13 protein-coding genes are annotated in these 15386 nt (G+C 61.5%); 10 read left to right on the plus strand and 3 right to left on the minus strand.

Annotation, left to right across the window (positions count from 1 at the left end):
* Positions 1–10: 10 nt before the first annotated feature.
* Entirely contained in the window at positions 11–2029 is a 2019-nt protein-coding gene (locus LVE68_RS08425) for a DUF2939 domain-containing protein (RefSeq protein WP_233006585.1), read from the plus strand.
* A 96-nt stretch (positions 2030–2125) separates the two neighbouring features.
* Here LVE68_RS08425 and LVE68_RS08430 read toward each other — a convergent pair whose 3' ends face one another.
* Positions 2126–3391: an OmpA family protein gene (locus LVE68_RS08430; protein ID WP_233006586.1), complete on the minus strand. Its 1266-nt coding sequence runs from the start codon at positions 3389–3391 to the stop codon at positions 2126–2128.
* Positions 3392–3649: 258 nt separating this feature from the next.
* Here LVE68_RS08430 and LVE68_RS08435 point away from each other — a divergent pair, with 258 nt between their 5' ends.
* The 9 genes from LVE68_RS08435 to LVE68_RS08475 all read left to right on the plus strand — a co-directional run bounded on the left by LVE68_RS08435 (position 3650) and on the right by LVE68_RS08475 (position 14035).
* The gene (locus tag LVE68_RS08435; RefSeq protein ID WP_233006587.1) at positions 3650–4870 is read left to right on the plus strand and encodes an acetyl-CoA C-acetyltransferase; all 1221 of its coding nucleotides are present in this window, start codon (positions 3650–3652) and stop codon (positions 4868–4870) included.
* Positions 4871–4898: 28 nt separating this feature from the next.
* Complete coding sequence (locus LVE68_RS08440; protein WP_233006588.1) at positions 4899–7052, plus strand: 3-hydroxyacyl-CoA dehydrogenase NAD-binding domain-containing protein; 2154 nt, start codon at positions 4899–4901, stop codon at positions 7050–7052.
* Between the two features lie 132 nt (positions 7053–7184).
* A complete protein-coding gene (locus LVE68_RS08445; protein WP_233006589.1) occupies positions 7185–8330 on the plus strand; it encodes an acyl-CoA dehydrogenase family protein in 1146 nt (381 codons plus the stop codon).
* Between the two features lie 338 nt (positions 8331–8668).
* Complete coding sequence (locus tag LVE68_RS08450) at positions 8669–9874, plus strand: CaiB/BaiF CoA transferase family protein (protein ID WP_233006590.1); 1206 nt, start codon at positions 8669–8671, stop codon at positions 9872–9874.
* Between the two features lie 16 nt (positions 9875–9890).
* A complete protein-coding gene (locus tag LVE68_RS08455) occupies positions 9891–9995 on the plus strand; it encodes a DUF2256 domain-containing protein (RefSeq protein WP_233006591.1) in 105 nt (34 codons plus the stop codon).
* 80 nt (positions 9996–10075) lie between these two features.
* Positions 10076–11380: a DASH family cryptochrome gene (locus LVE68_RS08460; RefSeq protein ID WP_233006592.1), complete on the plus strand. Its 1305-nt coding sequence runs from the start codon at positions 10076–10078 to the stop codon at positions 11378–11380.
* Positions 11381–11397: 17 nt separating this feature from the next.
* Positions 11398–12933, plus strand: a complete 1536-nt coding sequence (locus tag LVE68_RS08465) for a cryptochrome/photolyase family protein (protein WP_233006593.1) — start codon at positions 11398–11400, stop codon at positions 12931–12933.
* 97 nt (positions 12934–13030) lie between these two features.
* Positions 13031–13273: a VF530 family DNA-binding protein gene (locus LVE68_RS08470; RefSeq protein WP_233006594.1), complete on the plus strand. Its 243-nt coding sequence runs from the start codon at positions 13031–13033 to the stop codon at positions 13271–13273.
* A 222-nt stretch (positions 13274–13495) separates the two neighbouring features.
* Positions 13496–14035, plus strand: a complete 540-nt coding sequence (locus tag LVE68_RS08475) for an adenine phosphoribosyltransferase (RefSeq protein ID WP_233006595.1) — start codon at positions 13496–13498, stop codon at positions 14033–14035.
* Between the two features lie 91 nt (positions 14036–14126).
* Here the strand turns inward: LVE68_RS08475 and LVE68_RS08480 are convergent, their stop codons facing one another.
* Together LVE68_RS08480 and LVE68_RS08485 are read right to left on the minus strand one after the other, a co-directional pair.
* Positions 14127–14477, minus strand: coding sequence for a YciI family protein (locus LVE68_RS08480; RefSeq protein WP_233006596.1), 351 nt, complete (start codon positions 14475–14477; stop codon positions 14127–14129).
* 49 nt (positions 14478–14526) lie between these two features.
* On the minus strand, positions 14527–14970 hold the full coding sequence (locus tag LVE68_RS08485) for an SRPBCC family protein (RefSeq protein WP_233006597.1): 444 nt from the start codon (positions 14968–14970) through the stop codon (positions 14527–14529).
* Between the last annotated feature and the right edge of the window lie 416 nt (positions 14971–15386).

Here is a 15386-nt window from a genome sequence, read left to right on the forward strand (position 1 = left end):
GAAGTGCCAAATGAAAAACAATATGGCGATAGCTGCTGCAGCGGTTATCGGGATCAATCTCGTTATTTACCTGGCCTCCCCCTACTACAGCGCCTGGCGCATCATGCAGTCGGTCTCATCCGGCTCCCCCGCACAAATGCAGCGCTATATCGATTTTCCCAGTGTGCAGTCTTCCCTGCGCCAGCAGGTGGACACTGCCTTTACCGTACAGGCGGAGAAGGATCCCATGGTCGCGGCCTTCGCGCCGATGATCCGTCCGGCGCTGGACTCAGTGATCGATGAGCTGGTACAGCCGGATAAACTGGCCGAGCTGATCCAGTCCGGGAAATTGCAGCCCGCACCGGCTCGCGCTGATGCAACAGCTGCTGCCCCGGAAGAGGGTCGTGGGAACACTGAGGCCGAACTCGACTGGCATGCTTTTTTCGACCGCCCGGATCGCTTCCGCATTTCAGCCGGTGACCTGTCGCTGTACATGGAAATGCGCCAGTGGCGCTGGCAGCTGACCGCCATCGGTATCGACGGCCTACTGGATATGGACGCCCCGCGGGGACAGGCTGTGGCAACCACAGGCGCCGCTACTACCGAACCTGTCGCCGATGAAATCGACACCCACAGCCCGCCACCACCCCAGACCAGGATCGATCGGGAATCTCTCCGCGAGCAGCTGGCCCGGTCCTTTTTCATCACCGGCGACTTCTCTGACAGGGCAATGGTCGAGGGTGACTTCCACTACGTCCCCCTAACCCCAGGTACGGAAGTTGAAGTGACCTGGCTGGATGCACGGGATCCAGACGGCAACCCGGTGCTGGGAAGCTTCACGGAGGAGGAGAAGCAGGAACGGGAGAAGTTCAGGAGCGGCAAAGGTACATTCCGGGGACTATGGCAGGATAAGCTGCCAAAGAGCTCAGCGGACGCCAGCGTCGCCACTGCAACCGGGCAACTGGAGTTAATGCTGCCCGCGCGGGTCGAGCATATTTCCCTGAATGCCAACCAGCTGAACCAGCTACAGGTGCAGGGCGATGTCGCCGCAAGCGTGACCGAGATGGAAAACGGCAGGGTTGGCCTCAGCCTGTACCGGCCGCACGACCAGCCCGGTGTCGAGCCCATGGTGTACATCCGCAATGCAGGGGGCCAGCCACTACGCAAACCACGTGCCTCCTCCGTCTCGCCCACTGAAGCGGTCAAGAAGGACGAGTTTTCGCGCCCCATGCGCGTTACCAAAACCAGCTATTCCGTAACCGGCACGCCAGCCAGTGTCGATATTTATTTCCCCCTGGAAATGGAGCAACTGGAGGTAGAGTTCACCGCGACGCGGAAGCCACAGGTCAGTTTCGGCGAGCTGCAAACCCCGATAGAGCAGACCCGCTATGCGGCGCCGGGCGCCGAACGGGAGCTGTCCCAGGTCGACGCCAGCGTACTGGAAAGTATCGAGGCCGAACTGGTGAGGGAGACTGGCTGGGACAACAAGCCACGCACCTCGCTGCAATTTACCCTGCCAGACCTTGGCAACAGCGTATTTGCCCGCGTCGATTACAGCGATCTCCAGGTTTTCAGGGATGAGCAGGCGGTTGAATTTACACCCTCGCAGAACCGCTCAGGTGCTACCAACTACGAGGTTACCTTTCAGGAGGGCAACGGCTCCAACGCTGGCTACCTGACACCCGACCGCATTGCCGGCACCATCAAGCTCAGCTACCCGGCCAGGGTCGGGACGCTACGCGTCAACCAGGGCGAGAGCATCCGGGGAGCGACCCTGGACGGCGCACAATTGAGCTACCCGAACGACGGCGATTTCCCGCGCTATAACCCTGTATTCAGCCCGCGATCCGCCAACGCCTTCGATAGCGAGGGGCGCCGTATCGCCTACTTACCCGGCAGCGATTCCTGGGGCGACGACTCATATTCGCTCTACTTCTGGGGAGAGCCCGACCATGTGGAATTGAAAACAGTCACCGAGTGGATTGAAACCGAGATACCGGTGAACCTGTCTCTGGACGACCTGAAGGGAGCCGACGATTCACAGGGCTAGCCGTGACTTTCTGCCTGCAAAAACAAAACGCAAAAATCCCCGCCGCAGCGGGGATTTACCTTTGCGCCAGTGTTGATAAGGCACACGGAAGAATTCTTACTCGAATTTCACCACCCGTACACTGATACGCCGGTTCTGCTGCTTGCCCGCCTCGGTGGCGTTGTCGGCCAGGGGCTTGGCGGAGCCCATGCCCATACTGGTAATACGGCTCTCATCGATTCCCTTTTCCACCAGCATCTGCTTCACCGCATCGGCGCGCTGCTGCGAAAGCGCCTTGTTGCGGTTCTCATCGCCGTCGCTGGAAGTATGCCCCTCGATGGCGATGGTCAGTTCCGGGTTTTTGGTGAGGATGGTAGCCAGTGCCTGCACATCCGGTGCCGAGGCACTGGTGACCTCGGCGCTGTCCTGCTGGAACTCGATCCTGAGGCGGAATTCCCGGTTCGGGTCGCGGGAGCTATTGCCCAGGTACTGCTCCATGCTGCTACCCAGGTCCTCGTCGGCAGCGGCTCCCATGGTGCCGGCCTGGTCACCGTCCTGCTGCGGAGCGGCTCCGGGCGGAGTGGTATCCGGCTGGTCCTCCGGTTGCCCGGAGGTATCCGGCTCTTCAGTGATGATCTCCTCATCCAGCACGCCCTCGCCCGGGGACTCCTCCATCTGCTCTTTCTTCGAGCACATGTTCAGTGTGTAAAGCACCGCCAGCGCGATCAGCAACGGCCAGAACCACTTGGCGAAGCCACCGCGTTTTTTCTCGACCTTCTTGTGGTGCGGGCGTGAGGTCTGGGGCTCGGCGTGGCCGTGGCTCTCCAGGTGCTGGCCCAGGTCCTCGAAATCGTGCACGCCGATGGTTTTCAGCAGGCCATCCGGCAGGTGGCCCTTGATATGGGATTTCTGCGCAAACAGCAGCCCGGCCAGGCCACCCACATCCAGGCCCTTGCCCTTCACCAGCTTGCCCATCAGTGACATCACGATCGGTGCGGCGATTTTCAGCAGGCTGCTGCCCTTGTCGCCGCCGACACCCAGCGAGCTGCCGAGTACACCACCCACATCCCCGGCCTTGGAGCCGAAGATGGAATCCGCCATGTTACCGCCGGTCTCCAGCAGGCTGCCCATCTGCGACGAGTCACGGAGGATATCCGGCAAGGCCGACAGGTCCAGCCCGGTACTTTCTGTCACCCGGTTGAACATGCTGGTCAGACCGGTCTTGCTTTCACCCTTGTTCAGCATGCCCGCCAGCACGGACGAGACTCCGGTGTTGACCGCCGCCTCCCCCTGGTCCTCCGGTAGCCCCAGGGCCCCCCTGAGCGCATCGATCCCGGAAGTGCCCAGCTGGCGCACGGCCATATCCAGCAGGTTGTCAGCCATAGCAGAACCTCGTCGTCAAAAACAACTTAACGTCTCCCATGAGTGTAAAGCAGCTAACGTTCTACATTAGTTCGATTTTGAATAACAAAATGCCTGGAGCGCCAGGTGCGCCCATGATCCCGGCCCGCCGATTCCGACTGCGGTGAAGAATCCGGCGCTGGTGTCGCGGCAGTCACGCCCCCTGACGCTTTTTATCATTGCGCGCCACCGGGATGGGGCTAATGTAAGAGGCAGTCCAATAATAAAGAGGCACCCACTATGCCCAGCGAAACGATGAACGAAGCTTTTATCTACGACGCCATCCGCACCCCCCGCGGCAAGGGCAAGCCCGGCGGCGCACTCTACGAAGTGAAGCCGGTCACCCTGCTTTCCGACCTGTTGCGGGAACTGCAGCAACGCACCGACCTGGACACCGCCGCCGTGGACGATGTGGTCATGGGCTGCGTCACCCCCGTCAGCGACCAGGGCGCGGATATCGCCAAGACCGCCGCCCTGGCCGCCGGCTGGGACTGGAATATTGGCGGCGTGACCCTGAACCGCTTCTGCGCCTCCGGCGCCGAGGCCGTCAACCTGGCCGGGGCCAAGGTGCGCTCCGGCTGGGAAGAGCTGGTGGTGGCAGGCGGGGTGGAATCCATGTCGCGGGTGCCCATGGGCAGCGACGGCGGTGCATGGGCGGCGGATCCGCGCACGGCACTGGATACCGGCTTCGCGCCGCAGGGTATTGGCGCCGACCTGATCGCCACCCTGGGCGGCTTCAGCCGCGAGGACGTGGATGCCTTTGCGCTGCACTCACAGCAGAAAGCCGCTGCCGCCTGGGAACGCGGCGCCTTCGGCAAATCCGTGATCCCGGTACGGGACCAGAACGGCCTCACTATCCTCGATCGCGACCAGCTGGTGCGCCCGGACACCTCCATGGAAGGCCTGGGCCAGTTGAAACCCTCCTTCGCCGGCATGGGCGAGTTCGGTTTCGACACGGTGGCAAAGGCACGCTACCCACAGGTGGAAGCCATCAATCATGTGCACACCGCGGGTAACTCTTCCGGCATCGTCGACGGCGCCACCGCCGTACTGGTGGGCAGCGAGCAGGCGGGTAAAAACCTGGGGCTCAAGCCACGCGCGCGCATCGTGTCCGCCGCCGTGGTGGGCACCGATCCCACCATCATGCTTACCGGGCCGGCACCGGCCACGGTCAAGGCCCTGCGGGTAGCCGGGTTATCAGCAGATGATATCGACCTGTTCGAGGTGAACGAGGCTTTCGCCGCAGTGGTGATGCGCTTCCAGCGCGAACTGGATATCGACCCGGGAAAAATCAACGTCAATGGTGGCTCCATCGCCATGGGTCACCCGTTGGGTGCCACCGGCGCGATGCTGATCGGCACACTGCTGGACGAACTGGAACAGCGCCAGCTCCGCTACGGCCTCACCACACTGTGCGTGGGCGGCGGTATGGGTGTGGCCACCATCATCGAGCGTGTTTAAGCCTGGGACACAAGGGAGAACAAGAACAATGAAATCTATCCGCATCGAGAGAGACAACGACAATATTGTCCACCTGGTCCTGGATAACCCCAACGCATCCGCCAACGTGATGGACGGGGACTTCACCGATTCGCTGCATGAAGCCGTGCAGCAACTGGATGGCGAGGACTTCGCCGGCATCATCCTGCGCTCGGCAAAAAACACCTTCTTCGCGGGCGGCGACCTGAACGGCCTCTACGCCGCCAGGCAGGAAGAGGCGCAGCAATTCTTCGATGGCTGCCAGCAGCTGAAGGCCGACCTGCGCTGGCTGGAGACCCAGGGCAAGCCGGTGGTGGCCGCCATCAACGGTGCCGCGCTGGGCGGCGGCTGGGAACTGGCCCTGGCCTGTCACCACCGTATTGCTCTCAACGACCGCAGGGTGAAGATCGGCCTGCCGGAAGTCACCCTGGGCCTGCTGCCCGGCGGCGGTGGCTGCGTGCGCATGCCCCGCCTGCTCGGCATGCAGGCCGCCCTGCCATTCCTGATGGAAGGCAAGCAGGTGGGACCGCAACAGGCGCTGGATGCCGGGCTGGTGCACCAGCTGGCCGAAAATCCCGACCAGCTGCTGGCTCACGCCCGCGACTTTATCCTTGCCAACCGCGACGAGCCGGTCCAGCAACCCTGGGACCAGCCCGGCTACCGTATGCCCGGCGGCGACGCCAAAAACCCGAAGAATGCGCAGCTGCTCGTTGTCGCACCGGCGATGCTGGAACAGAAAACCAAGGGGGTTTTCCCGGCGCCTGAGGCGATACTGTCGGTGGTGGTCGAAGGCTCCCAGGTGGATTTCGACACCGCCACCCGCATCGAGTCGCGCTATTTTGTCGAGCTCACCTGCGGCCAGGTGGCCAAGAACATGATTGGCACCTTCTGGTTCGGCCTCAACGCGGTCAAGGCCGGCGCATCCCTGCCGCCGGCGGCGCGCGACATCAAGGCCGAACCGGTGAAAAAGGTCGGCATCCTCGGTGCCGGCATGATGGGAGCGGGTATCGCCTACGCCTGCACGATGAAAGGCGTCGAGGTGGTACTGAAAGATGTCTCGCAGGAGGCTGCCGACAAGGGCAAGGGCTACGCGGAAAAATCCCTGCGCAAGCGCGTCGAGCGCGGCCGCATGGATGAGCAGCGCATGACTGACATCCTCGACCGCATCCATCCCACAGCAAAGGCAGCCGACCTGGACGGCTGCGAGCTGGTGATCGAGGCGGTTTTCGAAAACCGGGAACTGAAAGCCAGTGTCACCGCCGAGGCGGAATCCGTACTGGCAGACAGCGCGGTCTTTGCCTCCAACACTTCCACCTTACCCATCACCGGGCTGGCGGAAGCCTCTGCCCGGCCGAAGAACTTTATCGGCCTGCATTTCTTCTCGCCGGCGGACAAGATGCCACTGGTGGAAATCATCTGCGGCGAGCGGACCGGCGACGAGACCCTGGCCCGCGCTTTTGCGTTCGTGCTGCAGATCGGCAAGACCCCCATCGTGGTCAACGACAGCCGCGGCTTTTTCACCTCGCGGGTATTCGGCTGCTTTACCAACGAGGGTATCGCCATGCTGGGCGAGGGTGTGAACCCGGCCACCATCGAGAACGCCGCCAGCTTCTCCGGTTTCCCGGTGGGCCCCCTGGCGGTGAGCGACGAGGTGTCGCTCACCCTGATGGGCAAGATCCGCCAGCAGACCATTGCCGACCTGGAGCGCGAGGGCAAGACACCACCTTCGCACCCGGCGGACAAGGTGATCGACCATATGCTGGAACTGGGCCGTGCCGGCAAGGCCGCGGGCAAGGGCTTCTATACCTATCCCGAGGAGGGCAGGAAACACCTGTGGACCGGCCTGGCCGGCGAATACCCCCAGGGCGAACAGCCGCCCTATGAAGACGTGAAAGAGCGGCTGCTGTTTATCATGGCCATCGAGACACTGCGCTGCTACGAGGAGCAGGTACTGCGCAGTGTGCGCGATGCCAATATCGGTTCCATCTTCGGTATCGGCTTCCCACCCTGGACCGGCGGGGCGCTGCAGTACATCAACCAGTATGGGCCGACAGAATTCTGCCAGCGGGCCGACACGCTGGCGGAAAAGTACGGCGATCGCTTTGCCCCGCCGGCCCTGCTACGGGAAATGGCGCAATCCAACCAACCCATCACCGACGAATAAACCAGACAGGATTCCCTTGTTGTAGGAGCGGCCCATGGCCGCGATAGGTAGGCAGGTTGCACGATTAATCGCGGCCAGCGGCCGCTCCTACACAAAGAGACAGATCACGCTTAACAAAGGCGGAGAAACAAAATGATCCCGAGAACAGTCTTCAACACCGAGCACGAACAGTTCCGCGATACCGTGCGCAAATTCCTCGAAAACGAGGCCGTGCCCCACCATGCCCAATGGGAAAAAGAAGGTCAGGTGGACCGCGCCCTGTGGAACAAGGCCGGCGAAATGGGCTTCCTGTGCCCGCAGGTGCCCGAGGCCTACGGCGGCCTGGAACTGGACTTCGGCTACAACGCCATTATCGACGAAGAGATCTCGCGCCTGGGCCTCACCGGCATCGGCTGGGGCCTGCACTCGGATATCGCCGTGCCCTACATCGCCAATTACGGTTCCGAGGAACAGAAACAGAAATACCTGCCCAAGTGCATCAGCGGTGAAATTGTTACCGCAATTGCCATGACCGAACCCGGCACCGGCTCCGACCTGCAGAATGTGCGCACCACCGCCATCCGCGACGGCGACCACTATGTGCTGAACGGCTCCAAGACCTTTATCACCAACGGCCAGCATGCCGAACTGGTGATCGTGGTGGCCAAGACCAATCCCGACGAGGGTGCCAGTGGCGTCAGCCTGCTGCTGGTGGACACCAGCCTGCCCGGCTTCAAGAAAGGCACCAACCTGGAAAAAATCGGCATGAAAGCCCAGGACACCTCGGAGCTGTTCTTCGACGATGTGCGTGTGCCGGCAGAGGACCTGCTGGGCGGCGAGGGCCAGGGCTTCATCTACCTGATGCAGGAGCTGCCGCAGGAGCGCCTGGGCGTGGCCATCGGCGCCATCGCCAATGCCGAGGCGGGGCTGCAGTGGACCATTGACTATGTACGTGAGCGCAAGGCCTTTGGCCGGCCCATTGCCAGCTTCCAGAACACCCAGTTCAAGCTGGCGGAGCTGTCCAGCGAACTCACTGCATTGCGGGTATTCGTGGACCGCTGCCTGGAGCTGCACTACGAGAAAAAACTCGACGTGCCTACCGCTGCCAAAGCCAAGCTGCTGGCCACGGATTTCCAGTGCAAGCTGCTGGACGAATGCGTACAGCTGCACGGCGGCTACGGCTATATGTGGGAATATCCCATCGCGCGCGCCTGGGCCGACGCCCGCGTACAGCGCATCTACGCCGGCACCAACGAAATCATGAAACTGATTATCGGCCGCGACCTGGTGAAAAACTGACGGGAATCGCAAAACGGGCGGATACAAGATCCGCCCCTGCGGCGCACATACCACCGGGCAATCCCGGTGGTTTCCACTCACCGTAGGGGCAACCCTGTGTTCACCCTGCCCGGTAGGAACGACGGAACCGGGCGGATACAAGATCCGCCCCTACGGCGTACATACCACCCGAAAATCCCGGTGGTTTCCATTCACCGTAGGGGCGAACCTTGTGTTCGCCCTGCCCGGAAAGAAAACCGGAACCGGACGCACGAATGACCAGGCTGGAAATAGCGACAGCCAATTCTCCGCAGAGAATCAATACACACCGGCCCGGGCAACCCCCGAAGGGAAAAACCATGCATAAAATTGACGGCCCCCTGAACGGCCTGAAAGTCCTGGATTTCTCCACCCTGCTGCCGGGCCCCTACGCCAGCATGCTGCTGGCGGACATGGGCGCCGAGGTGCTGCGAATCGAGTCACCCAGCCGCCCCGACATGCTGCGCGGACTGCCTCCGATGGTGGGGGGCAATGGCCCGGGAGCGGAAAAGGTTTCTGCCGCCCATGCCAGTATCAATCGCAACAAGAAATCCCTGGCGCTGGACCTGAAGAGTGAGCGCGCCGGTGAAATCATCAGGCGCCTGCTGACCGAATATGACGTGGTGCTGGAACAGTTCCGCCCCGGCGTGATGGACCGACTGGGCCTGGGTTACAGTACCCTGCGCAAGATGCGCAAGGACCTGGTTTACTGCTCCGTCACCGGCTACGGCCAGACCGGCCCGATGAAGGGCCGTGCCGGGCACGACATCAACTACCTGGCCCTGTCGGGACTGGCGAGCTACTCGGGCCGCGCCGACAGCGGCCCCACGCTCAGCGGTACCCAGCTGGCGGATATCGCTGGCGGCTCGCACCACGCGGTGATGGGCATCCTTGCCGCCGTGTACCAGCGCGAGAAAACCGGCAAGGGGAGCCATGTGGATATCAGCATGACCGACTGCGCCTTCGCCCTGAATGCCATCAGCGCCGCCAATGCCCTTGCCGGTGCCGGTGAACCACAACTGGGTGGCGAGCTGCTCAATGGCGGCAGCTACTACGATTACTACCGCACTGCCGACGACCGCTACCTGTCGGTGGGCAGCCTCGAGCCCCAGTTCGCCGAGCAGTTCTTCCACGGCATCGGCTACGGGGAGTGGATAGAGCGGGTGTTACAGCCGGACCAGCAGCACGCCCTGAAACGCGATATCAGCGAGGTTATCGCCAGCCGCCCGCTGGACCACTGGATGCGGGTGTTTGAGGGCTGTGACGCCTGCGTGGAGCCGGTGCTGGGTTTCCTCGAGGCATCCCAGAGCGTCCTGATGCAGGAACGCGAGATGCTGTGCGACGCGGAACTCCCCAACGGCGAGACCCTGCACCAGGTCAATACACCACTGTCATTCGGCAGCGCCAAACCCCGCCGGCATGTAGCCGGCGCCCCGCTCGGCAGCCATACCCGCGAGCTGCTGCGTGACCTGGGCTACGATGGTGAGGAGATCGAGGCGCTGCGCAGCCAGGGCGTGATCGCCTGAGCCTGGGCACATCGCCATGGCCCACCGCAAACCCCACCTGCCGGAGAAGACCTGCCCGGTGTGCGGGCTGCGGTTCTGCTGGAGAAGGAAATGGGCCAACTGTTGGGAACAGGTGAAATAGTGCAGTGAGCGCTGTCGCCGCCAACGCCAGCGGGGACAGCGAACGAGGCAAGACAGCGACGGCAGGGAGGCCGACCCCGAGTGAACCTGGTCTGGTTCCGCAACGACCTGCGTACCGCGGATAACGCCGCACTGACCGCCGCCTGTAACGACGCCCGGCGGCGGGGCCGGCAGGTGCGGGCCGTCTACTGCCTGGACCCGCGCCAGTTCCAGCGCGACCGGTATGGCTTCCGGCGCACGGAAAAATTCCGCGCGCGCTTCCTCCTGCAGACCCTGGCCGAACTGCGCGCACAGCTGGCCAGCCTGAATATCACCCTGCTGGTGCGCGACGATTACCCGGAAGCCGTGATCCCGGCACTGGTACGCAAGGCCGGTGTCTCCGACCTGTACCTGCAGCATGAGTGGACCCGGGACGACCGGCGGGTGGAAACCGCAGTGATGCGAGCCGAGGGTATGGCCCTGGTCACGCCACACCGATACTTCGACCAGTTCTTGCTGCACCCGGACGACGTGCCCTTCGCTACGGAAGAACTTCCTCGCGTGTTTACCGGGTTCCGCAAGGCCTGCGAAGCGGACTGGCAGGTGCGCGACTGCCTGCCCCGCCCGACGCCGATGCCCCGGGAAAACCAGGCAGCCGCCGGGGCCCCGCTGCCCACTCTGGCTGACCTGGGCCTCGAGGACTTTACCCCCGACCCGCGCAGCGCATTTCCCTTCGATGGCGGCGAGCTGGCCGCCCGCCAGCGCATCCAGGAATACTTCTGGGACACCGAGAACCTGGCCCGCTACAAGCACACCCGCAACGGCATGATCGGCACCGAGTACAGCTCCAAGCTGTCCCCCTGGCTCGCCAACGGCAGTTTGTCGGCGCGGCAGGTATACCAACAGGTCCAACAGTTCGAACGGGACGTAACTGCCAACGAGGATACCTACTGGCTGGTATTCGAACTGCTGTGGCGGGACTTCTTCCGCTACGTGAGCCTGAAGCACGGCGACCGCATCTTCCAGCAGGGCGGCATCCTGCAGGAACAGTACGACTGGCACCGCGACCCGGAAGAGGTACAGCGTTGGATCAACGGCGAGACCGGGTACGACTTCGTCAATGCCAATATGCGCGAAATCGCCACCACCGGCTGGATGAGTAACCGCGGCCGGCAGAATGTGGCCAGCTACTTTGCCCGCGAGCGCCAGCAGGACTGGCGCATCGGCGCCGCCTACTTCGAGAGCCTGCTGCTGGACTACGACGTGCACAGCAATTACGGCAACTGGATGTACAACAGCGGCGTTGGCAACGACCCGCGCGACCGCCACTTCAATATCGACAGCCAGGCAGACCGCTACGACCCGGACGGGGACTATCGCCGGCTGTGGCTACCCGGCAACGACTAACCCCACACAGGGCAAGCATGAAAAGACTGCGACTGATCCTCGGTGACCAGCTGAACCACAAGCACAGCTGGTACAGGAACGACGATGACGACACCCTGTATTTCATCGCCGAGATGCGCCAGGAGACCGACTACACCAAGCACCATATCCAGAAAGTGGTGGCCTTCTTCGAGGCCATGGAAGCCTTCGCCGGCTGGCTGCGGGACCAGGGCAAGAAGGTGGTGCACTACAAACTGGACGGCAAGAACAATACCCAGAAGCTGGGCACCAATATCGCCGCGCTGGTGGAGGAGCGCGCTATCGAAAAGTTCGAATACCAGCTGCCGGACGAATACCGCCTGGACCAGCAACTGAAACAGCTGGCGGACGACCTGAGCATCGAGTGTGAAGCCTTCGATACCGAGCACTTCATCACCGGCCGCAATGAGCTGGCGGAGTTCTTCGAGGGTAAAAAGTCGCTGCTGATGGAGAGCTTCTACCGGCATATGCGCAAGAAGCACGATGTGCTGATGACGGACAACGGCAAGCCTGAAGGTGGCAAGTGGAACTTCGACCAGAGCAACCGCAGGAAGTGGAAGGGCCAGCCGCAGATCCCCCACGAGAAGGGCTTTCGCAAGGACGTACGCAAGACCCTGAAGCGCATCGAGACCGCCGGGGTAACAACCTTCGGCAATATCGACCCGCAGAACTTCAACTGGCCCACAACCCGCGCAGACTGCCTCAAGGTACTGCGCTACTTCTGCGAGCATCTTTTAGTCCACTTCGGTGACTACCAGGATGCCATGGATCCGGACCAGGTCTACCTGTTCCACAGTCGCCTGAGCTTCGCCATGAACAGCAAGCTGCTGCACCCGATGGAAGTGATCCAGGCGGTGATCGAACACTGGCAAGACAACAAGTCCAGTATCTCACTGAACGAGGTGGAGGGCTTCGTGCGGCAGATCCTCGGCTGGCGGGAGTACATGCGCGGTATCTACTGGAAGGAGATGCCCGGCTATGCCCGCTGCAACCGGCTCGACAATCAAAAGGACCTGCCCGGGTTTTACTGGACCGGCGACACACAGATGAACTGCCTGCACCACGCCATCAAAAACAGCCTGGACCACGCCTACGCCCACCATATCCAGCGCCTGATGATCACCGGCAACTTCGCCCTGCTGCTGGGTGTGCACCCTGACCAGGTGGACGCCTGGTACCTGGGCATCTATATCGATGCCATCGAGTGGGTGGAGATCACCAATACCCGCGGCATGAGCCAGTTCGCTGATGGCGGCCTGGTAGCCACCAAGCCCTACGTCAGCAGCGGCAGCTATATCGACAAGATGAGCAACTACTGCAAGGGCTGCCGCTATAACGTGAAGGAAAAGACCGGCGAGGACGCCTGCCCATTTAACAGCCTGTACTGGAATTTCCTGGCTGAGAAGCGGGAACACTTTGCGGGGAACCAGCGGATGGCGATGATGTTGAGTACCCTGGACAGAATGGACCCGGACGACCTGGAAGGCCTGCGCTCCCGGGCCCGTCAGGTGATTCGCAGCCCGCACGATTACTGACCTTGTATTTCGCGTTAAGGGCCCGGCTGTCTATACTGAGCACTCTACCCGAAAGACGGCAAACCACCCGATAAGCTAGGATCGTCACCAAACCCCTATGCAGCAATCCCAGCCCAACAACCCCCTCCACGGCATCAAGCTCGCCACTATCGTCGAGGAGCTGGAAGAGCACTATGGCTGGGAGGGGCTGGCCGAACGCATCGATATCAATTGCTTCAAGAGTAACCCGTCGGTGAAGTCCAGCCTCAAGTTCCTGCGCAGGACCCCCTGGGCACGGACTAAAGTGGAGCAGCTCTACCTGGCCACCTTCAGCAGCGACAATCCCTGGGGGAAAAGCTGACAACAACACCGGGGAAAGAATTAACCTGGCCAAATCAACGGCCTGCCTCCCTGGCGAAAAAGGCACAATCCCCGCCTGAATACTCCCCCCGTAAGAACCGGCTCAATAACAGCAAGCCAGGCGAGGCAATGGGCCAGGACATTCCCGTCCATATTGACCCTACCCGCCAAGCCAGTACAGTTAGTCCTTCCAAGATCATTCTCTGCATATCGAAGGTTAATAATGAGCCAGGGCTTTGACCCAAAATCGTATATACGCACCATCCCCGACTGGCCCGAACCCGGTGTGCAGTTCCGGGACATTACTACCCTGCTGGAAAATGCCCGGGCCTTCCGCTGTGTGATAGATACCCTCGTGCAGCGCTATTTTGACGCCGATATCAGCGCGGTGGTCGGTGTGGATGCCAGGGGCTTTATCCTGGGTGCCCCACTCGCCTATGAACTGAAAACCGGCTTTGTTCCTGTGCGCAAGAAGGGCAAGCTGCCCTTTGACACCATTACCGAAAGCTACCAGCTGGAATACGGCACTGCCGAAGTTGAACTGCATGCCGACGCCCTGCGGGCCGGGGACCGGGTTATCCTGGTGGATGACCTGATTGCCACCGGCGGCACCCTGCTGGCAGCCAGCAGCCTGATCAGCAGACTGGGGGCGGAAGTTGTCGAGGCCTGTGCGATTATTGACTTGCCGGACCTGGGGGGCAGTGAAAAGCTCGGGCAACAGGGATTGAAGGTTTTTTCCCTTTGCCAGTATCGGGGCGAATAACCCCCTTGCCTGGTTTCAGGCTGGCCACCGCATTCGAACTCCTGCAATAACAGTGGCCCCTTTTAAACTCATGACCCCAAAGCGGGAGGCTCTATGGGGTCGGAATCGGCATACACTCCATCACTTCCACGCAGTCACCGGGAAAGATACTGAAATGCGGGTGGTGCTCAAATAGCTTTGCCGCGGCGTCGTGGCTGTCCGCCTTGATAATGACATAGCCGGTCATGTTATTACTGGTGTCGGTGATGCCGGCGGAGTCAATACGCTTGGTTTTGCCCAGCGGTCCACCGGACTCCACCAGGATGTCCTTATGGGTTTCCATCCAGTCGCCCCAGGCGGCCATGCCTTCCTGGATGCGCTGCTGGCGCTCTTCTTCGGACAGGTGCTCCCATCCTTTCATTGAGCCGGGAGTGCCGAGGTACATGGCGAGGTAGTTTTTCATTGTCGTTCCTTACATTGGTGGTATCGATTGCATGTTTAGCGGGTAAAAATCACTCACTGATTTCCGGTTCGACCAGGCGGGCCAGTGCCAGCAGTGACTCCTGCCAGCCCAGGTAGCACATTTCCACCGGGATCATTGCGGGAAGGCCCTCCGCGACGATCTTAAGCTCGGTACCACAGGACACGGGCTTCAGGGTCACCGTCACCTGCATGGTGCCGGGGAGATGCGGGTTGTCGAAGGTGTCGGTGTAGCGGATCCGTTCGTTCTCCACCAACTCCAGGTATTCGCCGCCGAAAGAGTGGCTCTGGCCATTGCTGAAGTTGATAAACGAGGCCCTGAAGGTGCCGCCCACCTCCGGCTCCAGGTAGTCGAAATTGGCGTAAAAGCCATCCGGCGGCAGCCATTTGGCCATTGCCTGGGGATTCAGGAAGGCGCGATACACGCGCTCTGTCGGGGCGCGCAGGATACGATGTAAATTTACGGTGCCAGTCATGGTGTTTCCCCTGTTCTTTGTTCCGTTGGTTGTCTCAGTCGCGTGTATGATCGCGCAGGCGGGTCAACAATCTATTTGCCTTTTCATTAATAACTCCATAGTGCCCAAATGGGCAGCAGACCACTGTGATGCACTGCGGGTTGCCCTGCTGAATTCATGCGTCTTGATAGTTAGTCGAACGGAAGTGCTGGTATTCGACAATGGGCTGAAATTTTTTTTGGCTTTTTCCGGACTGGTTCAGCCGGCCTTCAGTTCGGCCTGGCACCGTGCGCGGAAGCGCTGTTCCGGGCCCTGCTGTGCCGGTTCCAGCATGCACTGGTAGGCGGCGCGTATTTCATCTTTCCAGCCCCAAGTGGCGGCGGAGATCGGCAGACTTTGCGCGCGACAGGCGGTAGTCGGTGAGTGCGCCAAGGGGA

The sequence above is a fragment of the Microbulbifer sp. YPW16 genome (assembly GCF_021290385.1).
Taxonomy (GTDB): domain Bacteria; phylum Pseudomonadota; class Gammaproteobacteria; order Pseudomonadales; family Cellvibrionaceae; genus Microbulbifer; species Microbulbifer zhoushanensis.